The organism is Pseudomonas parasichuanensis (assembly GCF_021601385.1).
GTDB lineage: Bacteria > Pseudomonadota > Gammaproteobacteria > Pseudomonadales > Pseudomonadaceae > Aquipseudomonas > Aquipseudomonas parasichuanensis.
Map to the genome: position 1 here is coordinate 85532 of NZ_BQHO01000003.1, position 19600 is coordinate 105131.

At 65.0% G+C, this 19600-nt stretch carries 21 protein-coding genes; 8 read left to right on the forward strand and 13 right to left on the reverse strand.

Translation table 11 applies throughout. The annotated features are described in order from the left end of the window. Positions 1-73: 73 nt before the first annotated feature. The 3 genes from L6D77_RS03315 to L6D77_RS03325 all read right to left on the reverse strand — a co-directional run bounded on the left by L6D77_RS03315 (position 74) and on the right by L6D77_RS03325 (position 3148). Positions 74-1738, reverse strand: a complete 1665-nt coding sequence (locus L6D77_RS03315) for a cation acetate symporter (RefSeq protein WP_232880802.1) — start codon at positions 1736-1738, stop codon at positions 74-76. After that, positions 1735-2046 (reverse strand): DUF485 domain-containing protein, encoded by a 312-nt coding sequence (locus L6D77_RS03320; protein WP_232880800.1) that lies wholly within the window; start codon positions 2044-2046, stop codon positions 1735-1737. The genes L6D77_RS03315 and L6D77_RS03320 overlap by 4 nt, the downstream gene beginning before the upstream one ends. 241 nt (positions 2047-2287) lie before the next feature. After that, a complete protein-coding gene (locus L6D77_RS03325; protein ID WP_232880798.1) occupies positions 2288-3148 on the reverse strand; it encodes a glycine betaine ABC transporter substrate-binding protein in 861 nt (286 codons plus the stop codon). 205 nt (positions 3149-3353) lie between these two features. Between L6D77_RS03325 and L6D77_RS03330 the strand changes: the two genes are divergently transcribed. Beyond that, positions 3354-4919, forward strand: a complete 1566-nt coding sequence (locus tag L6D77_RS03330) for a glycoside hydrolase family 17 protein (protein WP_232880796.1) — start codon at positions 3354-3356, stop codon at positions 4917-4919. Positions 4920-5044: 125 nt separating this feature from the next. On the opposite strand, the gene L6D77_RS03335 is transcribed toward L6D77_RS03330, so the two are convergent. After that, on the reverse strand, positions 5045-5401 hold the full coding sequence (locus L6D77_RS03335) for a hypothetical protein (RefSeq protein WP_232880794.1): 357 nt from the start codon (positions 5399-5401) through the stop codon (positions 5045-5047). Between the two features lie 218 nt (positions 5402-5619). Here L6D77_RS03335 and L6D77_RS03340 point away from each other — a divergent pair, with 218 nt between their 5' ends. Then, positions 5620-6918: an alpha/beta fold hydrolase family protein gene (locus tag L6D77_RS03340; protein WP_232880792.1), complete on the forward strand. Its 1299-nt coding sequence runs from the start codon at positions 5620-5622 to the stop codon at positions 6916-6918. Next, positions 6911-7726 (forward strand): MlaA family lipoprotein, encoded by an 816-nt coding sequence (locus L6D77_RS03345; RefSeq protein ID WP_232880790.1) that lies wholly within the window; start codon positions 6911-6913, stop codon positions 7724-7726. The genes L6D77_RS03340 and L6D77_RS03345 overlap by 8 nt, the downstream gene beginning before the upstream one ends. A gap of 139 nt (positions 7727-7865) precedes the next feature. Here L6D77_RS03345 and L6D77_RS03350 read toward each other — a convergent pair whose 3' ends face one another. Continuing rightward, on the reverse strand, positions 7866-9014 hold the full coding sequence (locus tag L6D77_RS03350) for a patatin-like phospholipase family protein (protein ID WP_232880788.1): 1149 nt from the start codon (positions 9012-9014) through the stop codon (positions 7866-7868). A gap of 88 nt (positions 9015-9102) precedes the next feature. Further along, complete coding sequence (locus L6D77_RS03355) at positions 9103-10038, reverse strand: lipid A biosynthesis lauroyl acyltransferase (protein WP_232880774.1); 936 nt, start codon at positions 10036-10038, stop codon at positions 9103-9105. Between the two features lie 100 nt (positions 10039-10138). On the opposite strand from L6D77_RS03355, the gene minC reads away from it, so the two are divergent. The 4 genes from minC to L6D77_RS03375 all read left to right on the forward strand — a co-directional run bounded on the left by minC (position 10139) and on the right by L6D77_RS03375 (position 12853). Continuing rightward, positions 10139-10894 (forward strand): septum site-determining protein MinC, encoded by a 756-nt coding sequence (minC, locus tag L6D77_RS03360; protein WP_232880773.1) that lies wholly within the window; start codon positions 10139-10141, stop codon positions 10892-10894. 98 nt (positions 10895-10992) lie between these two features. Continuing rightward, positions 10993-11805, forward strand: coding sequence for a septum site-determining protein MinD (gene minD, locus L6D77_RS03365; RefSeq protein WP_232880759.1), 813 nt, complete (start codon positions 10993-10995; stop codon positions 11803-11805). A gap of 3 nt (positions 11806-11808) precedes the next feature. Next, positions 11809-12063, forward strand: a complete 255-nt coding sequence (gene minE / locus L6D77_RS03370; protein WP_023631120.1) for a cell division topological specificity factor MinE — start codon at positions 11809-11811, stop codon at positions 12061-12063. A gap of 154 nt (positions 12064-12217) precedes the next feature. Continuing rightward, positions 12218-12853, forward strand: a complete 636-nt coding sequence (locus L6D77_RS03375; protein ID WP_232880746.1) for an RluA family pseudouridine synthase — start codon at positions 12218-12220, stop codon at positions 12851-12853. Between the two features lie 56 nt (positions 12854-12909). Here L6D77_RS03375 and L6D77_RS03380 read toward each other — a convergent pair whose 3' ends face one another. From L6D77_RS03380 to L6D77_RS03395, 4 genes are read right to left on the reverse strand one after another with little or no spacing between them, the layout of a single operon-like run. Continuing rightward, the gene (locus L6D77_RS03380) at positions 12910-13827 is read right to left on the reverse strand and encodes a 5-oxoprolinase subunit C family protein (protein WP_232880744.1); all 918 of its coding nucleotides are present in this window, start codon (positions 13825-13827) and stop codon (positions 12910-12912) included. After that, the gene (gene pxpB / locus L6D77_RS03385; protein ID WP_232880742.1) at positions 13824-14519 is read right to left on the reverse strand and encodes a 5-oxoprolinase subunit PxpB; all 696 of its coding nucleotides are present in this window, start codon (positions 14517-14519) and stop codon (positions 13824-13826) included. The genes L6D77_RS03380 and pxpB overlap by 4 nt, the downstream gene beginning before the upstream one ends. Further along, entirely contained in the window at positions 14516-15295 is a 780-nt protein-coding gene (locus tag L6D77_RS03390) for a 5-oxoprolinase subunit PxpA (RefSeq protein WP_232880731.1), read from the reverse strand. The genes pxpB and L6D77_RS03390 overlap by 4 nt, the downstream gene beginning before the upstream one ends. A gap of 10 nt (positions 15296-15305) precedes the next feature. Beyond that, positions 15306-16592 carry an MFS transporter gene (locus L6D77_RS03395; protein ID WP_232880729.1) on the reverse strand — a complete coding sequence of 429 codons (1287 nt, stop codon included), beginning with the start codon at positions 16590-16592 and terminating at the stop codon, positions 15306-15308. Positions 16593-16720: 128 nt separating this feature from the next. On the opposite strand from L6D77_RS03395, the gene L6D77_RS03400 reads away from it, so the two are divergent. Continuing rightward, a complete protein-coding gene (locus L6D77_RS03400) occupies positions 16721-17632 on the forward strand; it encodes a LysR family transcriptional regulator (protein WP_232880727.1) in 912 nt (303 codons plus the stop codon). Positions 17633-17767: 135 nt separating this feature from the next. Here L6D77_RS03400 and L6D77_RS03405 read toward each other — a convergent pair whose 3' ends face one another. The 3 genes from L6D77_RS03405 to L6D77_RS03415 are packed head-to-tail and all read right to left on the reverse strand — an operon-like array spanning position 17768 to position 19598. Then, positions 17768-18289, reverse strand: coding sequence for a DUF2937 family protein (locus L6D77_RS03405; RefSeq protein ID WP_232880725.1), 522 nt, complete (start codon positions 18287-18289; stop codon positions 17768-17770). Positions 18290-18298: 9 nt separating this feature from the next. After that, positions 18299-19072 (reverse strand): class II glutamine amidotransferase, encoded by a 774-nt coding sequence (locus L6D77_RS03410; RefSeq protein ID WP_232880723.1) that lies wholly within the window; start codon positions 19070-19072, stop codon positions 18299-18301. Between the two features lie 16 nt (positions 19073-19088). Continuing rightward, positions 19089-19598 carry an MFS transporter gene (locus tag L6D77_RS03415; protein ID WP_232880721.1) on the reverse strand — a complete coding sequence of 170 codons (510 nt, stop codon included), beginning with the start codon at positions 19596-19598 and terminating at the stop codon, positions 19089-19091. Positions 19599-19600 lie beyond the last annotated feature (2 nt).

A 19600-nucleotide genomic window follows, 5' to 3' on the forward strand; every position in this document is an offset into this window, starting at 1 on the left:
AAAAAATACCCCTCCGAAGAGGGGTATTGATGTATCTACCGCCTGAACTGCCCGAATCCTCTATTCCCGAGGATCAGTGCGAAACCGCACCGCTGGCCCCCAGACCGGTCTGCGAGCGAACGAACTGCGGGTAGAACAGTGCGCGTTCGTCTTCGGCAGCCTTGGACTTGTCGGTAACCGAGAAGAACCAGATACCGACAAAGGCGATCAGCATCGAGAACAGCGCCGGGTACTCGTACGGGTAGATGGCTTTCTCGTGGCCGAGGATCTGCACCCAGATGGTCGGGCCGAGGATCATCAGGCCCACCGCGCTGACCAGGCCCAGCCAGCCGCCGATCATGGCACCGCGGGTGGTCAGTTTCTTCCAGTACATCGAAAGCAGCAGTACCGGGAAGTTGCAGCTGGCGGCGATGGAGAAGGCCAGGCCGACCATGAAGGCGATGTTCTGCTTCTCGAACAGAATCCCCAGGCCGATCGCCAGCACGCCCAGGGCGATGGTGGTGATCTTCGACACACGGATCTCGTCCTTGTCGTTGGCCTTGCCCTTGCGCCAGACGCTGGCGTACAGGTCATGGGACACCGCCGAGGCACCGGCCAGGGTCAGGCCGGCCACCACCGCCAGGATGGTGGCGAAGGCCACCGCCGAAATGAAGCCGAGGAAGATGCTGCCGCCCACGGCATCGGCCAGGTGCACCGCCGCCATGTTGTTGCCACCCAGCAGGGCGCCGGCGGCGTCCTTGAAGTCCGGGTTGGTGCTGACCAGCAGGATCGCGCCGAAGCCGATGATGAAGGTCAGGATGTAGAAGTAACCGATGAAACCGGTGGCATAGAGCACGCTCTTGCGGGCTTCTTTAGCGTCGCTGACGGTGAAGAAGCGCATCAGGATGTGCGGCAGGCCGGCAGTACCGAACATCAGCGCCAGGCCCAGGGAGAACGCCGAGATCGGGTCCTTGACCAGGCCGCCCGGGCTCATGATCGCCTCGCCCTTGGCATGCACCTTGATCGCCTCGGAGAACAGGGTGTTGAAGTCGAAGCCCACGTGTTTCATCACCATCAGCGCCATGAAGCTGGCACCGGACAGCAGCAGCACGGCCTTGATGATCTGCACCCAAGTGGTGGCGAGCATGCCGCCGAACAGCACGTACAGGCACATCAGCACGCCGACCAGGATCACCGCGACGTGGTAGTCGAGGCCGAACAACAGCTCGATCAGCTTGCCGGCACCGACCATCTGCGCAATCAGGTAGAACGCCACCACCACCAGCGAGCCCGAGGCCGACAGGGTGCGGATTTCCTTCTGCCCGAGGCGGTACGAGGCCACGTCGGCAAAGGTGTACTTGCCCAGGTTGCGCAGCCGCTCGGCGATCAGGAACAGGATGATCGGCCAGCCGACCAAAAAGCCGATGGAGTAGATCAGGCCGTCGTAGCCCGAGGTGAACACCAGGGCGGAAATACCCAGGAACGAGGCGGCCGACATGTAGTCGCCGGCAATCGCCAGGCCGTTCTGGAAGCCCGTGATCTTGCCGCCGGCGGCGTAGTAGTCGGCGGCAGAGTTGTTGCGCTTGGAGGCCCAGTAGGTGATGCCCAGGGTAAAGGCGACGAAGGCCACGAACATGGCGATCGCGGCAACGTTCAGCGGTTGTTTCTGCACCTCGCCGGTCAGGGCATCGGCTGCCCACACGGCAGGTGCGAAAGCACCGCAGGCCAGGACGGCCAGGGTTTTGGCGTGACGGATCATTGCTTGGCCTCCTCGAGGATTGCCTTGTTCAACTCGTCGAACTCGCCGTTGGCGCGGCGCACGTAGATGCCGGTGAGCACGAATGCCGAAATGATCAGGCCGACGCCCAGGGGGATACCCCAGGTGATCGACGAACCGGGGCTGAGCTTGGCGCCGAGCAAGTGCGGGCCGTAGGCGATGAGGAGGATGAAGGCGCAGTAGAGGCCAAGCATGACTGCCGAGAGAATCCAGGCGAAACGCTCGCGCTTGGTGACCAGTTCCTTGAAGCGCGGACTGTTCTGTATCGATTGGTAAATGCTGTCGTTCATTGTTTTTGTCCTAGCAGCACAGATGTAGGGAGAACCCGACTCCACTTTATGCTGCCGCTGGACGCCAACCAGACGACCTTAGTCTTAGATGCAATGGTGTTTTGCAGATTGCGTAACAAAGTGACGACGTATTCGCGGGTAAACCCGCTCCCACAGGGATCACCACAAGCTTAAACAGTGTGGAGATCCCTGTGGGAGCGGGTTTACCCGCGAAGCAGCAAAACTGGCCCTGTAAGGACTGTTACTTACCCGTCCACTCCTTGACCCGCTCCGGATGCTTGGCCACCCAGTCCTTGGCCGCCGCTTCCGGCTTGGCACCTTCCTGGATCGCCAGCATCACTTCGCCGATCTCATCCTTGGACTGCCACTGGAACTTCTTCAGGAACTCGGCCACTTCCGGCGCCTTGGTAGCCAGCTCCTTGCTGCCGATGCTGTTGACCGTTTCCGCGGCGCCATACACGCCCTTCGGATCTTCAAGGAACTTGAGTTTCCACTTGGCGAACATCCAGTGCGGCACCCAGCCGGTCACGGCGATGGATTGCTGCTTGGCGTAGGAGCGGCCAAGCTCGGCGGTCATCGCCGCGCCGGAGCTGGCGGTCAGCTTGTAGCCGGTGAGGTCGTAGTCCTTGATGGCCTGCTCGGTCTTGAGCATGACCCCGGAGCCTGCGTCGATGCCGACGATCTTCTGCTTGAAGCTCTGGTCGGTCTTGAGGTCTTCGATGCTGTTGGCCTTGACGTATTCGGGGACGATCAGGCCGATCTTGGCGTCCTTGAAGTTGGGGCCGTAGTCGACCACGTTGTCCTTGTTCTTGGCCCAGTACTCGCCGTGGGTGACCGGCAGCCAGGCCGACAGCATGGCGTCGAGTTTGCCGGTGGCCACGCCCTGCCACATGATGCCGGTGGCCACGGCCTGCAGTTTCACGTCGTAGCCGAGCTTCTGCCTGATCACTTCGGCGGCCACGTTGGTGGTCGCGACGCTATCGGACCAGCCATCCACGTAACCGATGCTGACTTCCTTGGCCATGGCTTGCGCCGCACTCATGGCCAGTACCACAGCGGTGCCCACGCCCAGGAAACGTCGCATTCTTGTAAAAGTCGCCATCAAAGCATCCCCTCGTCAGGTCTTGGAGATTGCATCATCAACCTGACACATCAGGCGACCTGCTCTGTCAGCGACCTTTAGCGAACGATCAGCGACAGCACTGTGCCATTAGCGTCAACGGCCCACACCGGCCTGCGCGATCCTTGCATGCCAAACGCTTGGCGCCGGGCATTTGCGGCTATCATCTAGCGCTTTGCGCCTGACGATGGACCGCCCGATGCCCTGCACTGCCCGCCCGCTCATGCCCTTGTACCTGCTCGCCTGCCTGCTGGCACTCGCCGGGCTCGGCGCGCTCTGGTACGGACTCGGCAAGCCGGTGCACCTGCCAGACGCCGCCAGCCCCACGCACAAACTGCAGTGCGCCTCCTACACGCCGTTCGACAAGGACCAGTCGCCGTTCGACCAGCCCTTCCGCTTGCGCCCGGCGCGCATGGACGCCGACCTGGCGCTGCTGGCCGAACGTTTCCAGTGCATCCGCACCTACTCGATGACCGGCCTCGAAGCCATCCCGGCCCTGGCCCGCAAGCACGGCCTGAAGGTGATGCTGGGGGCCTGGGTCAACGCCAGCCCGGTGGACACCGACAAGGAAATCGAGCTGCTGATCGCCGCCGCCAACGCCAACCCCGACGTGGTCAGCGCGGTGATCGTCGGCAACGAGGCGCTGCTGCGCAAGGAAGTCACCGGCGAGCGCCTGGCCGGGTTGATCAACAAGGTGAAAAGCCAGGTCAAGGTGCCGGTGACCTACGCCGATGTCTGGGAGTTCTGGCTGCAGCACCCGCAGGTTGCGCCGGCAGTGGACTTCCTGACCATCCACCTGCTGCCCTACTGGGAAGATGACCCACGGGGCATCGACGCGGCCCTGGCGCATGTCGCCGAAGTGCGTCAGGTGTTCGGCAACCGTTTCGCGCCCAAAGACATCCTGATCGGCGAAACCGGCTGGCCCAGCGAAGGCCGCCAGCGCGAGACGGCAGTGCCGAGCCGGGTCAACGAGGCGCGATTCATCCGGGGGTTCGTCACCCTGGCCGAGGCCAATGGCTGGCACTACAACCTGATCGAAGCCTTCGACCAACCGTGGAAGCGCGCCAGCGAAGGCGCGGTGGGCGGCTACTGGGGCCTGTACGACGCCGACCGCCAGGACAAAGGTGTGCTCGAAGGGCCGGTGAGTAACCTGGCGCTGTGGCCACAATGGCTGCTGGCCTCGCTGCTGTTGCTGCTGGCGACCCTGGCCCTGGCCGGGCGCCCGGCGAATGCCCGCGCCGCATTGCTGTTGCCGCTGCTGGCCGCGCTGGGCGCGGGCAGCCTGGGGCTGTGGGGCGAACTGATGCGCACCAACGCACGGTTTGCCGGCGAGTGGCTGTGGGCCGTACTGCTGGCCGGGCTCAACTTGCTGGTGCTGGCTCATGCGGCCTTGGCCCTGGCCCGCCGTGACGGCTGGCGACAGCGCTTGTTCATCTGGCTTGAAGGGCATGCCGCCAAGTGGCTGCTGATCGCAGGGTTCGCCGCCGCAGTGAGCATGCTGGCGATGGTGTTCGACCCGCGTTATCGCAGCTTCCCCAGCGCGGCGCTTTTGCTGCCGGCGGTGGTGTACCTGCTGCGGCCGGTGCACGCACCACGGGCAGAGGTGGCATTGCTGGCGTTCATCGTGGGCGCGGGCGTTGCGCCGCAATTGTTCCAGGAAGGGCTGGCGAATCAGCAAGCGTGGGGCTGGGCGTTGGTCAGCGTGTTGATGGTCGGGGCGTTGTGGCGCAGTTTGCGTTTGCGCAAGGCTTGAGACTGCAGGCGAGGGCTTTGCCCTCGATCGCGGCACAAGGCCGCTCCTACAGGAACAGCGCAGCCCCTGTAGGAGCGGCCTTGCGCCGCGAAAGGGCCGCGCAGCGGCCCCTGTCAGCCGCAACGCTATTGCCTGACCAACCGCAACCCGGCCAGCACCACCGCGAACACCGCAATGCTCGCGGTATACAGCACCAGCGCCGGCAACCCGAACACCAGCGCCAGCGCCGCCAGCCACCAGCCCGATCGCCCGGGAACCCACTGCGCGACCAATGCCAGCCCCAAGGCACTCCAGGCAATCACCTGGAAATGAATGCCCAACCCCAGCAGCGAGCGCACCTGGCATTGCCAGACAGCCCCCGGCAGCGAACACATGCCCACCCACTGGGCCTCTTCCATCAAGCCATAACGCACGCCATAGCTGGCGGCAAGCCACAGCGGCAGGCACAGCAGCAAGGCAATGACCGGCCACGAACGGGACATCCGGTTCTCCAATAGCGGCAATCGAAAGCGTGAATGATCGCTCACAGGCCGATGTAAGGCAAAATCATGGCCCTGCGGCTATGTTGCAAACACCGTTGTTGACGTGGACAACGGTATCTGGCGCGACAAAGGTATGAACGGCAGGCAACTTTGCCTTGCCGACCATGGTCCTAGCCTGCGTACAAATTGCACGACCTTGCGTTTTTCTGGGGGACTACATGCTTCGATCTTTGCGCCTCGCCGCCCTGCTCGGTGGCTTGCTCATGGCTGCGGCCGCTTCGGCGCGGGATATCGATGCCGCGAGTTACGGCTACCCGTTGACCAACCCATTCGAGGCGACCATCGCCACCACGCCGCCTGACCAGCGCCCGACGCTGCCCAGTGACGATGAAATCAACCAGGACGACTACAGCCTCACCCTGCGCCCGGAACGCGAGTTCACCCTGCCGGACAACTTCTGGTCGGTGAAAAAACTGCGCTACCGCCTGGCCAAGCAGGACCACGAGGCGCCGCTGATCTTCCTCATCGCCGGTACCGGCGCGCCCTACTTCAGCTCGATCAACGAATACCTGAAAAAGTTGTTCTATCAGGCCGGCTACCACGTGGTGCAGCTGTCCTCCCCCACCAGCTACGACTTCATGAGCGCCGCTTCGCGCTTCGCCACGCCCGGGGTAAGTGCCGAGGACGCCAAGGACCTGTACCGGGTCATGCAGGCCGTTCGCGCCCAGCACCCGCGCCTGCCGGTCAGCGAGTACTACCTGACCGGCTACAGCCTGGGGGCGCTGGATGCAGCGTTCGTCAGCAAGCTGGACGAAACCCGGCGCAGCTTCAACTTCAAGCGCGTGCTGCTGCTCAACCCGCCGGTCAACCTGTACACCTCGATCAGCAACCTGGACAAACTGGTGCAGACCCGCGTCAAGGGCATCGACAAGAGCACCACGTTCTACGAGCTGATGCTGGAAAAGCTCACCCGCTACTTCCAGGACAAGGGCTACATCGACCTCAACGAAGCCCTGCTGTATGACTTCCAGCAGTCGCGCCAGCACCTGTCCAACGAACAGATGGCCATGCTGATCGGCACCTCGTTCCGCTTCTCGGCAGCCGACATCGCCTTCACCTCCGACCTGATCAACCGCCGCGGCCTGATCATCCCGCCGAAATACCCGATCACCGAAACCACCAGCCTCACGCCGTTCTTCAAGCGTGCCCTGCAGTGCGACTTCGACTGCTACCTGACCGAGCAGGTGATCCCCATGTGGCGCGCGCGCACCGACGGCAACAGCCTGCTGCAGCTGATCGACCAGGTCAGCCTGTACGCCCTCGCCGACTATCTGCATGAGAGCCCGAAGATCGCCGTGATGCACAACGCCGACGACGTGATCCTTGGCCCGGGCGACATCGGTTTCCTGCGCCGGGTGTTCGGTGAGCGCCTGACCCTGTACCCCCACGGCGGCCATTGCGGCAACCTCAATTACCGCGTCAACAGCGACGCCATGCTGGAGTTCTTCCGTGGTTAACCGACTGCTGCTCGTCACCGCCCTGCTCGCCAGCGGCTGCGCCCTGGCCGAGGAAGTCGCGCCCCGGGCCAGCGTGGTCGAGGCCGACAAGGCCCCGGGCCTCACGGCGGAGCCCGATGGGTTCCTCGACCCGCTGCGCGAACTGAAATTCAACCCCGGCCTGGACCAGCGCGAATTCGAGCGCTCGACCCTGGCCGCGTTGAACATCTATGACCCGCTGGAGTCGATGAACCGGCGCATCTACCACTTCAACTACCGTTTCGACCAGTGGGTGTTCCTGCCGGTGGTCGATGGCTACCGCTATATCACCCCAAGCTTCGTGCGCACCGGGGTGAACAACTTCTTCAACAACCTGGGCGATGTGCCGAACCTGTTCAACAGCGTGTTCCAGCTCAAGGCCAAACGCTCGGCAGAAATCACCGCGCGGCTGATGTTCAACACCATCATCGGGGTCGGCGGGCTGTGGGACCCGGCGACCAGCATGGGCCTGCCACGCCAGAGCGAGGACTTTGGCCAGACGCTTGGCTTCTATGGCGTGCCGGAGGGGCCGTACATCATGCTGCCGATCCTCGGGCCGTCGAACCTGCGCGACACCACCGGGCTGGTGGTGGATTACGTGGGCGAAGAGGCGGTCAACTACCTGAATGTGCCGGAAACCGCCGAAGAGCATGCAGAGATCACCGTGCTGCGGGCCATCGACAAGCGCAACAGCACCAACTTCAGCTATGGCCAGACCAACTCGCCGTTCGAGTATGAAAAGCTGCGGTACGTGTACACCCAGGCGCGCAAGTTGCAGATTGCCGAATGACGCCAGCGCGGCCCTGTAGGAGCGGCCTTGTGCCGCGATAGGGCTACGCAGCGGTCCCTGACCTTGCAGCGATGCACATATCGCTGGGGCTGCTTTGCAGCCCTATCGCGGCACAAGGCCGCTCCTACAAGGAGATCTCTCAGCCCGGCAAGCCGAGGAACTGGCACAACTCGCGCTTCTTGGCCAACGCATCCTTGCGCCCCAGTTCGATCAGCTCGCTGCAATAGCTCGACTCGAACAGCAGGTAGCTGAGCACCCCCGCCCCGCTGGTCTTGGTCGCCCCCGGCCCGCGCAGGAACAGCCTTAGCGCCGCCGGCAACTCGCGCCGGTGCCGGGCGGCGATCTCGTCCAGCGGCTGGCTTGGCGCCACCACCAGCACCTCGATCGGCGCCAGGCCCAGGCGCCGGGCGTCGAGGTGCGCCGGCAACATATGGCTCAGGTGGTTGAGGCGTTGCAGCAGCTCGATATCGTCTTCCAGGCTGTCGATGAAGGTGCTGTTGAGCATGTGCCCGCCGATCTGCGCCAGGCTCGGCTGCTGGCCGCTGAACACCCGCTGGGTGGGCAGCGGCGGCGCCGGGCGCTGCGGGTTGCCACTGACGCCCACCACCAGCACGCGGCTGGCGCCCAGGTGCAGGGCCGGGCTGATCGGCGCCGACTGACGCACCGCGCCGTCGCCAAAAAACTCCTCGCCGAGCCGCACCGGGGCGAACAACAGCGGGATGGCCGAGCTGGCCAACAGATGGTCGATGGTCAGCGGCGTGGGCATGCCGATGCGCCGGTGGCGCAGCCAGGGCTCGATGGTGTCGCGGCCCTGGTAGAAGGTCACCGCCTGGCCGGACTCATAACCGAAAGCGGTCACGGCGATGGCGCGCAGCTGATTGGCGGCCAGCGAATGGGCAATGCCGTCCATGTCCAGATGCTGGTGCAGCAACTTGCGCAACGGGCGGCTGTCGAGCAATGCCACCGGCACCGAGCCGCCCAGGCCCAGCAGGCTGTGGCTGACGAAACGGCTGGCCTGGCGAATCACCCCGGGCCAGTCGCTGCGCAGCACCAGGTGGCTGCGAAAGTTCTGCCAGAAGCTGGTCAGGTGCTGCACCGATTCGGCGAAGCGGGTGGCGCCGCTGGCCAGCTTGACCGCGTTGATGGCACCGGCGGAGGTGCCGACGATCACCGGAAACGGGTTGGCCGCGCCGGGCGGCAGCAGCTCGGCGATGCCGGCGAGCACGCCGACCTGGTAGGCGGCGCGGGCGCCGCCGCCGGAGAGGATCAGGCCGGTGGTGGGGGTCATCGATTTCTTCCTGAATGACCATCGCGGGGCAAGCCCGCTCCCACGTTGGGTACACCTACGTGGGAGCGGGCTTGCCCCGCGATGGTTCTCATTTTTTCTTCTTGTCGTACAGCCGCGGCTCACCCTCAGGCCGCGACTTGAACCGCCGGTGCGCCCACAGGTATTGCTCCGGGCACTCGCGCAACACCCCTTCGACCCACTGGTTGATGCGCAGGCAGTCGGCCTCTTCGGTCTCGCCCGGGAAGCCTTCGAGCGGCGGGTGCACCACCAGACGATAGCCGCTGCCATCTTCCAGGCGCTTCTGGGTGAACGGGATCACCCGGGCCTTGCCCAACCGGGCGAACTTGCTGGTGGCGGTAACGGTGGCGGCCTGGATGCCGAACAGCGGCACGAAGATGCTTTGCTTGATGCCGTAGTCCTGGTCGGGCGCATACCAGATCGCCCGGCCCTTGCGCAGCAGCTTGAGCATGCCGCGCACATCGTCGCGCTCCACCGCCAGCGAATCGAGGTTGTGGCGCTCGCGGCCACGGCGCTGGATGAAGTCGAACACCGGGTTGCCGTGCTCGCGGTACATGCCGTCGATGGTGTGGACCTGGCCCAGCAGCGCGGCGCCGATCTCCAGGGTGGTGAAGTGCACGGCCATGAGGATCGCGCCCTCCCCTTCACGCTGGGCAGCCTGCAGGTGCTCGATGCCCTCGATGTGCGCCAGGCGCGCCAGGCGGGCCTGTGGCCACCACCAGCTCATGGCCATTTCGAAGAAGGCGATGCCGGTGGAAGCGAAGTTTTCCTTGAGCAGGCGCTGCCGTTCGTCGCCGGAAAGCGCCGGGAAGCACAGTTCAAGGTTGCGTGCGGCAATGCGCCGACGTTCGCCGGCCGCCCGGTACATCACCGCACCGAGGGCGCGGCCGAGCCCGAGCAGGGCGCGGTAGGGCAACTGGGCGACCAGCCACAGCAGCCCCAGGCCAAGCCACAGGGCCCAGAATCGCGGGTGGAGAAAATAGGGGCGAAAACGCGGGCGTTCCATTGAAGCTTCCGGCAAGACAAGGGCCGGGCATTCTACATCGGTTGCGGGCAATCGGTCTTATCGCTATAAGTCAGGGCACTTTTTTCGCAACAAGCCGTCTATGCAGACCATGAGCCCTAACCAGACACCCGACAACGCCCCCGTGTTCCAGCTCAAGGGCAGCATGCTTGCCATCACCGTGCTGGAACTGGCGCGCAACGACCTCGAATCCCTCGACCGCCAGTTGGCGGCCAAGGTGGCGCAGGCGCCGAATTTCTTCAGCAACACGCCGCTGGTGCTGGCCCTGGACAAGCTGCCCCCTGACGAGGGCGCCATCGACCTGCCCGGGTTGATGCGCGTCTGCCGCCACCATGGCCTGCGCACCCTGGCGATCCGCGCCAACCGCATCGAGGACATCGCCGCGGCGATCGCCATCGACTTGCCGGTGCTGCCGCCGTCCGGTGCCCGCGAGCGCCCGCTGGAGCCGGAGCCGGAAGTGAAAGCGCCTGAACCAGCTCCGCCACCGCCGCCGGCCGAACCCGAGGTGCGCCCGACGCGCATCATCACCACCACGGTGCGCGGCGGCCAGCAGATCTATGCCCAGGGCGGCGACCTGGTGGTCACCGGCTCCGTCAGCCCAGGCGCGGAACTTCTTGCCGACGGCAACATCCATGTGTACGGCGCCATGCGCGGCCGGGCCCTGGCGGGGATCAAGGGCAATACCAAGGCGCGCATCTTCTGCCAGCAGATGACCGCGGAAATGGTCTCCATCGCCGGCCAGTACAAAGTGTGCGAAGACTTGCGCCGCGACCCGCTGTGGGGCTCGGGCGTGCAGGTCAGCCTGTCCGGTGACGTGTTGAACATCACCCGTCTTTAACGGATACTTGCCGGCATTTTTAGCGCAACTTTTTTACCGTTGCCGTTTTTTGTATTTGCAGGGACCTCTTGTCCCGACTTATTTAGGGGTGAAACGCCTTGTCCAAGATTCTCGTGGTGACTTCCGGCAAGGGTGGTGTGGGCAAGACCACCACCAGCGCCGCCATCGGTACCGGCCTCGCACTGCGTGGGCACAAGACTGTCATCGTCGACTTCGACGTCGGCCTGCGTAACCTCGACCTGATCATGGGCTGCGAACGCCGCGTGGTGTACGACTTCGTCAACGTGGTCAACGGCGAAGCCAACCTGCAGCAGGCCCTGATCAAGGACAAACGCCTCGAAAACCTGTACGTGCTGGCCGCGAGCCAGACCCGCGACAAGGACGCGCTGACCAAGGAAGGCGTGGAAAAGGTCCTGATGGAACTCAAGGAGCAGTTCGACTTCGTCGTCTGCGACTCGCCGGCCGGTATCGAAAAAGGTGCGCACCTGGCGATGTACTTCGCCGACGAAGCCATCGTCGTGACCAACCCGGAAGTCTCCTCGGTACGTGACTCCGACCGCATGATCGGCCTGCTGTCGAGCAAGTCGCAGCGCGCCGAGAAAGGTGAAGACCCGATCAAGGAACACCTGCTGATCACCCGCTACCACCCGGAGCGTGTCGAGAAAGGCGAAATGCTGGGCGTCGAAGACGTCAAGGAAATCCTCTCGGTCGAACTGCTGGGTGTCATTCCCGAATCCCAGGCAGTGCTCAAGGCGTCCAACCAGGGCATCCCGGTCATCCTCGACGACCAGAGCGATGCCGGCCAGGCGTACAGCGACACCGTCGACCGCCTGCTGGGCAAGCCCAAGCCACTGCGGTTCATCGAAGTGCCGAAGCAAGGATTCTTCGCACGCCTGTTTGGAGGCAAATAAACCATGAACCTTTTTGACTTCTTTCGTGGCAGACAGAAACAGAGCAGCGCGTCGGTAGCGAAAGAGCGTCTACAGATCATCGTGGCGCACGAGCGTGGCCAGCGCAGCACCCCGGACTACCTGCCTGCCCTGCAGAAGGAGCTGGTCGAGGTGATTCGCAAGTACGTCAACATCGGCAATGATGACGTGCAGATCGAACTGGAAAACCAGGGCAGCTGCTCGATTCTGGAACTGAACATCACCCTGCCTGATCGCTGATTCGCACATCGGGCTGTGATCATTGGGGCTGCTCTGCAGCCCATCGCCGGCAAGCCGGCTCCCACAGGGATCTGTGCAACCTGTGGGAGCCGGCTTGCCGGCGATGGGCCGCACAGCGGCCCCAGTGCTTTCCAACATTCACTGAGACCTAGCAATGCCGCTGTCGAACATCCAGATCCTTCACGAAGACGCCGCCATCCTGGTGATCAACAAGCCGACCCTGCTGCTGTCGGTGCCGGGCCGCGCCGAGGACAACAAGGACTGCCTGATCACCCGCCTGCAGGAAAACGGCTACCCCGACGCGCTGATCGTCCACCGCCTGGACTGGGAAACCTCGGGCATCATCCTGCTCGCCCGTGACGCCGACAGCCACCGCGAGCTGTCGCGCCAGTTCCACGACCGCGAGACGGAAAAGGCCTATACCGCGCTGTGCTGGGGCCAACCGACGCTTGACAGCGGCAGCATCGACCTGCCGCTGCGCTATGACCCGCCGACCAAGCCGCGCCACGTGGTCGACCATGAGCAAGGCAAGCACGCCCTGACCTTCTGGCGCATCATCGAACGCTGCGACAACCATTGCCGGGTGGAACTGACGCCGATCACCGGGCGCTCGCACCAGTTGCGTGTGCATATGCTGTCGATCGGCCACCCGCTGCTGGGGGACCGCTTGTATGCCAACCCCGAGGCGCTGGCGGCCCATGAGCGGCTGTGCCTGCATGCCTCGATGCTGAGCTTTACCCACCCTGTCAGCGGGGAGCGGTTGAAGTTCGAGTGCCCTGCTCCGTTCTGATCCTTTGTGGCTGCACGGGCCCTATCGCTGGCTTGACGTCGATAGGGCCCGTACGCTCACCGCCAGCGTTGCAGGTACGCCTGCTGCTCCTGCCAAGCCTCGTCCTGCACCACCGCCCGAAACCGCACCACCGCCCCCGGCATGCACTGCGCCAGTTGCGCCAACGCCAGCGGCGTCAATGACCCCAGCCGCGGATAGCCACCAATGGTCTGCCGATCATTGAGCAGCACGATCGGTTGCCCGTCCGGCGGCACCTGCACCGCGCCCAGCGGGATGCCCTCGGAAATCATCGGCGCGCCCTGGTATACCAACTGCGGCCCCAACAGGCGGATGCCCATGCGGTCGGCGCGGCTGTCCAGGGCCCAGTCGCGGTTGAACGCTTCGAACAAGCTGGTGCCGCTGAAATCACCGATCTGCGCGCCCATCACCAAGTCCAACACCGGCTTGTCCGCATACACCGGACGCAGTGCTTCGGGCACGTCCCGCGGCTCGGGCAACTCACCGCCGAACATCAGTGTCTGCCCCTTGGCCAGCGCCCTGCCCTGCCCATCGATGCCGCCCAGTTCCTCGCGGACCACCGTGGCACAACTGCCCAACACCTGCTCGCCCCGGAACCCACCCGGCGCCGCCAAATAGGCGCGCACACCCTGGCGCGGCTGGCGCAAGCTCAGGCACTGGCCCTTGCCCAGCCGGAAGCTACGCCAAGGCACCACGGGCTGCTCATCGATACGCGCATCCAGGTCGGCACCGGCCAACGCCAGCACGCAGTCCTGTTCGGCAACCACGCTGAAACCGCCCAGGGCGATTTCGACCACCGCGCTGTCCAGGTCATTGCCCAGCAGCCAGTTGGCCCAACGCATGGCCACCCAATCCAGCGCCCCGCCCTGGGTCACCCCCAGGTGGCGCACGCCGAAACGCCCGGCATCCTGCAACAGGCACAGCGCAGTGCTGGCCTCGATCCGCAACTGGCTCATGCCTGGGCCTCCAACGGGCTGTCGTCGCCGCCCAGCGTAATGAATTCTCGGCGATCAACCGCCACGAAACGTACCCGGTCGCCCGGCTGCAGCAGGCTGTAGCCTTCGCGCTCACGGTCGAACAGGCGCACCGGGGTGCGCCCGATCAGGTTCCAGCCGCCCGGCGATACCGCAGGATATGCGGCCGTCTGGCGCTCGGCGATGCCCACGCTACCCGCCGCCACGCGCTTGCGCGGGGTGCTCAGGCGCGGGCTGGCCAGGCGCTCGTCCACCAGGCCCATGAAGCCGAAGCCGGGGGCAAAGCCCAAGGCGAAGACCGGATAGTCGCGGCCGCTGTGCAGGCCGATCACCTCGGCTTCACTCAGCCCGCTGCGGGCGGCCAGCAGCGGCAGTTCAGGGCCAACGCTGGCGTGGTACCACACCGGGATTTCGTGGCGCCGCCCGGCGGTGCCGGGGTCCGGCTGCAAGCCTTCGAAGGCTTGCACAATGCGTTGGCGCGCGTCGGTCGGTGCCAGGTCGAACTGCACCATCAGCGTGGTATAGGACGGCACCAGGTCGATCAGTTGCGCGCCGAACACCGCCTGCAGGCGTTGGCTGGCGGCGAGGATCCACGGCATGTTGGCTTCGTCGATGGCATCAAACAGGCGCACCATCAGGCTGTCGAACCCCACCACCTCGATACGCGGCGTCATGGCAGCTCCAGCGCGTCGAGGGCCTGGCGGATCTGGCGTACGGCGGCCACGGAGCTTTCGTTGTCGCCATGCACGCACAGGGTGCTGGCGTTCAGGCGCACGGCGCTGCCGTCATCGGCCACCAGTGCTTCACCCCGGGCCAGGCGCAACGCCTGCTCGACCACCCGCGCCGGGTCGTGGTGCACCGCGCCCGGCAGGCGCCGCGACACCAGGTGGCCGCTGGCGGTGTAGGCGCGGTCGGCGAAGGCTTCGAACCACAGCGGCACGCCGATTTCGTCGCCCAGGGCCTGGGCGGCGCTGTTGTCGGCGGTGGCCATGAGCATCAGCGGCAGGCTGCTGTCGTACGCGGCCACGGCTTCGAGCACGGCACGCAGCTTATGCGGGTCGGCCATCATGTCGTTGTACAGCGCGCCATGGGGCTTGATGTAGGCCACCCGGCTGCCCAGCACCTTGCAGATGCCGTCCAGCGCGCCGATCTGGTAGTGCAGCAGGTCGCGGATTTCTTCATTGCTGCAGGCCATGGAGCGGCGCCCGAAACCCACCAGGTCCGGGTAGGCCGGGTGCGCGCCAAGGGTCACGCCATGCTCCAGCGCCAGGGCCACGGTGCGGCGCATGGTGCCTGGGTCGCCGGCGTGGTAACCGCAGGCGATGTTGGCGCAATCGATGTACGGCATCACTTCGGCATCCAGGCCCATGCGCCAGCTGCCGAAACTCTCGCCCATGTCGCAATTGAGTAGCAGGCGCTTCACTTGGCTGATTCCCGTGTCGATGTTCATGCTGCCTACCTTAGCGTGCCTGCAGTTGTTTGCCGCGGGTTTCCGGCAGGCTCAGCGCCGCCAGGATCACCACGCCGTAGGACACCGCGGCGAAGGCGCCAATGCCAAGGCCCAGGGGTATTTTCTGGCTGAGCAGGCCGATCAGCAGTGGGAACAATGCCGCGAAGACCTTGCCGATGTTGTAGCAGAAGCCCTGCCCCGAGCCGCGGATGCGGGTGGGGAACAGTTCGGTCAGGAACGCACCCATGCCGCTGAAGATGCCCGAGGCGAAGAAGCCCAGCGGCAAGCCCAGCCACAGCATCACGCCATCGCTGACCGGCAGTTGGGTGTACAGCAGTACGATCACGAACGAACCCACGGCGAACAGGATGAAGTTCTTCTTGCGCCCCAGCAGGTCGGACAGGTAAGCGCTGACCACGTAGCCGATGTAGGAACCGACGATCACCGTGGCCAGGTAACCGCCAGTGCCGAGCACGCTCAGGCCACGTTCGTTCTTGAGGAAGGTCGGCAGCCACGAGGTGATGGCGTAGTAACCACCCAGCGCACCGGTGGTCAGCAGCGAGGCGCGCACGGTAATCCAGAGCATGCCGGGAGCGAAGATCTCGTAGAAATGCAAGGGTTCGGCGGCAGTTTCAGCGGCCTTGGCTTGGCGGTAGACCTCCGGGTCCTTGACCAGGCGGCGCACGAAAATCACGAACAGCGCCGGCAGCAGGCCGAGCAGGAACAGCGCGCGCCAGGCTTGTTCGGGTGGCAGCCAGGAGAACAGCAGCGCATAGAGGATGGCGGTCAGGCCCCAGCCGATGGCCCAGCCCGATTGCACCATGCCCACCGCCTTGCCGCGGTCCTGGGCGCGGATCACCTCGCCGATCAGCACCGCGCCGGCGGTCCACTCGCCGCCGAAGCCGAAGCCCATCAGGGTGCGGGCGATCAGCAGTTGCTCGTAGTTCTGGGCGAAGCCACACAGGAAGGTGAAGAAGGCGAACCACAGCACCGTCAGTTGCAGGGTGCGTACCCGGCCGATGCGGTCGGAGAGGATGCCGGCGATCCAGCCGCCCAGGGCCGAGGCGATCAGCGTGCTGGTGTGGATCAGCCCGGCCTCGGTGGTGCTGATGCCCCAGAGCATGATCAGGGTGGGCACCACGAAACTGAGCATCTGGGTGTCCATGCCATCCAGGCCATAGCCGATCTTGCAGCTCCAGAAGGTGCGTCGTTGCTGGGAGTCGATGTCGCGGTACCAGGCGAAGGGGCCGCTCGAAGATCGGGCGGGGGCCTGCTGCTGCACGCCGGTCGGGTTCATGTATGCCTCGGCTTGTTGGTATTGTTTTACGGGCGACGTCGAGGTCGCGGCCTGATTGCCATGTTCAGAGCCAACGCTTCACGCGTCCAACGAGAAAATCCGCCGGTCTGGAACAAGAAAAACTGATCATGAACCTTCGTTTCCTCGAAACCTTCGTCTGGGTCGCCCGGCTCAAGAGCTTCCGCCTCACCGCCGAGAAGCTGTTCACCACCCAGGCCTCGGTGTCCAGCCGCATCGCCGCGCTGGAGGCCGACCTTGGGGTGAAGCTGCTGCTGCGCGATTCGCGCGGGGTCAGCCTGACGCCCGAGGGCGGCAAGGTGCTCGAATACGCCGAGCGCATGCTCGACACCGCCAAGGCCATGAAGCAGTCGCTGGACAGCGACCGGGCCAAGACCGGGCGGATTCGCCTGGGGGTGATGGACACGGTGATCCACACCTGGATGAGCGCGCTGGTGGCGGAGCTGACCGAGCGCTACCCGCAGGTGGAGATCGAACTGGTGGCCGACACCGCGCTGAACCTGCGCGAACAGCTGCACAAGGGCTTTCTCGACGTGATCCTGCAGACCGACCTGCTGCGCGAGCCGTCGATCCGCAGCCTGGACCTGGCGCGCTATCCCATGGGCTGGATCGTTGCCGCAGGCTCCATCCACCACCGCGACTACGGCTCGCTGGCTGAACTGGGGCGCGAACGCATCGTCACTTTCTCGAAGAACTCACGGCCTCACCAGGAGGTGCTCAGCCTGTTACAAGGTGCCGGGGCGCAGACGCCGCGGTTGAACTGCGTGAACTCGGTGGCGGCGATCACCCGCTTGCTGCGCGATGGCTTCGGCATCGGCGCGCTGCCGCCGGCGCTGGTGGACAGCGAGTTGAGCCGGGGTGAACTGGTGCTGCTGGAGGGGTTGCAGCCGCCACCGAGCCTGGAGCTGGTGGTGGCCTGGCAGACCGGGGTGGCGCTGGTGGATGAAGTGGTGGGGGTTTGCCGACAGGTGCTGGAACGCTATGCGCGGGATGTGGGGGGGCAGCGGATTGTGTTGATCTGAGGGCATTGCTCGCCTTTACCGGCCTCATCGCCGGCAAGCCGGCTCCCACAGGTACAGCGCAAGTCTTGAGAATGGCGCGGTCGGGGCGGGAGCCGGCTTGCCGGCGAAAGGGCCGCAGGGCGGCCCCCTGCAGTGTCAGCGCCAGCTCTCTTTGACCACCTTGCGCCGCCCACCCATGATCACCCAGCCAACCAGCAGCAACAGGCTCTCGACCACGAACGCCAGCACGAAGCCTGCGCCAATCCCCCAGCCGATCGCCTCGGGCACCAGCAGGATCTGGTAGCTGTAGCCCTTGAGCGTCTCTTCACGCAGCGCCGGCTCCGGCTGTACCAGCACATGCCAGGTGCGGCTCACCCACGAGCCTTGCAGCGCCTGCCACTCGTGCTCCAGTAGTTGGTTGCGGATCAACAGGCTTTCGATACTGTTGGCATCGCTGTTGAACACCGGGTCGTCGCTGCTGCGGTAATGCTGCACCAACGCCTGCAGGTCGCCGTTGAAGAAACGCTGGGCGGTCTGGCGGAAGCCGTCGAGCGCCTGGCGCGACTCCAGCAGGTGCGCCTCGACCCGCTGGCTGTAGTCCTTGACCAGCCCGGGCACCTGGATACCGGCCAGCAGGCCGAAGGTGAACAACAGCAAACGCAGGTAGCTTCTGAACATGGAGCGTCCTTAGCTCTGGCCGTGGGCGACGCACTCACCATGGCGCCACAGGCCCCATTGGCCCGGCTCGTAGCGGTTCCAGGTCTCGTTCTCGGTCAGGGCTTCGGTGGCGATCACCGTGACCACGTCGTTGGGGGTGGTTTGCGTATGGAAATCGACGATCAGGTCGACATCCTTCAAGCGTGCCGCACCGAACGGGGCGCGGCGGGTGATGTGCACCAGCTTGGTGGAGCAGAAGCAGAACAGCCAGTCGCCGTCGCTGAGCAGGCAGTTGAACACGCCCTTGCCACGGTATTCGGCGCAGGCTTCGACCAGCACCGGCAGCAGTTGCTCGATCTCTACCGGCTCGGGGAAGGCTTCGCGCACGCGGTTGAGCAGGTCGCAGAAGGCCGCTTCGCTGTCGGTGTCGCCAATCGGACGATAGAAGGTGCGTTGGCCGCTGAACTCACCCAGCTGGCCGTTGTGCGCGAAGCACCAGTTGCGACCCCACAGCTCGCGCACGAACGGGTGGGTGTTGGACAGGCAGACCCGGCCGACGTTGGCCTGGCGGATATGGCCGATGACCACTTCGCTCTTGATCGGGTAGCGCTGCACCAGGTTGGCCACCTCCGACTCGCAGCTCGCCGCCGGGTCCTGGAACAGGCGCAGGCCACGCCCTTCGTAGAAGCCGATGCCCCAGCCGTCGCGGTGCGGGCCGGTGCGGCCGCCGCGCTGCATCAGGCCGGTGAAACTGAAGACGATATCGGTAGGGACGTTGGCACTCATGCCCAGCAGTTCGCACATGCTCGCGGCTCCTGGCTTACAGACGGGGTTCTACGCGGCCCTGGCCCGGGCCGGAACGGCGCACGGGGGCAGGTGCCGGGGCATCGCGGTAGCGGTCGTTGCGGTCGGCGGCCACCGGGGCTTCGACCAGCGCTTCTTCATCTTCCTTGGCCTGGCGCTGGGCCGCGGCTTCACGCTGGGCACGGCGCTCGCCGGCGCGTTTTTCCAGCGGCCAGCGGATCAGCACAAACGCGATGTACAGGGCGAAGGCGATCATGCCGTACATGGCCAGGTCAGACGCGGCGCGCCAGGCGTTGTTGCCGACCTTGAAGGCCAGGTCCAGCGCGGTGATGGCGATGGCCGGGGCGAAGCTGTCCTTGACCGGGTCGACGATGGTCGGGCTGAACAGCAGCACGGCGACGATCACCCGCAGCGGCTCGCGCAGCCAGCGCCACATCCAGCCGGTGAGCTTGCAGGCCACCAGCAGGCAGCCCAGGGCGGCGACGGCGTAGAGGCCCCAGGCCAGCAGATAGTCGTGTTCGGTCATGG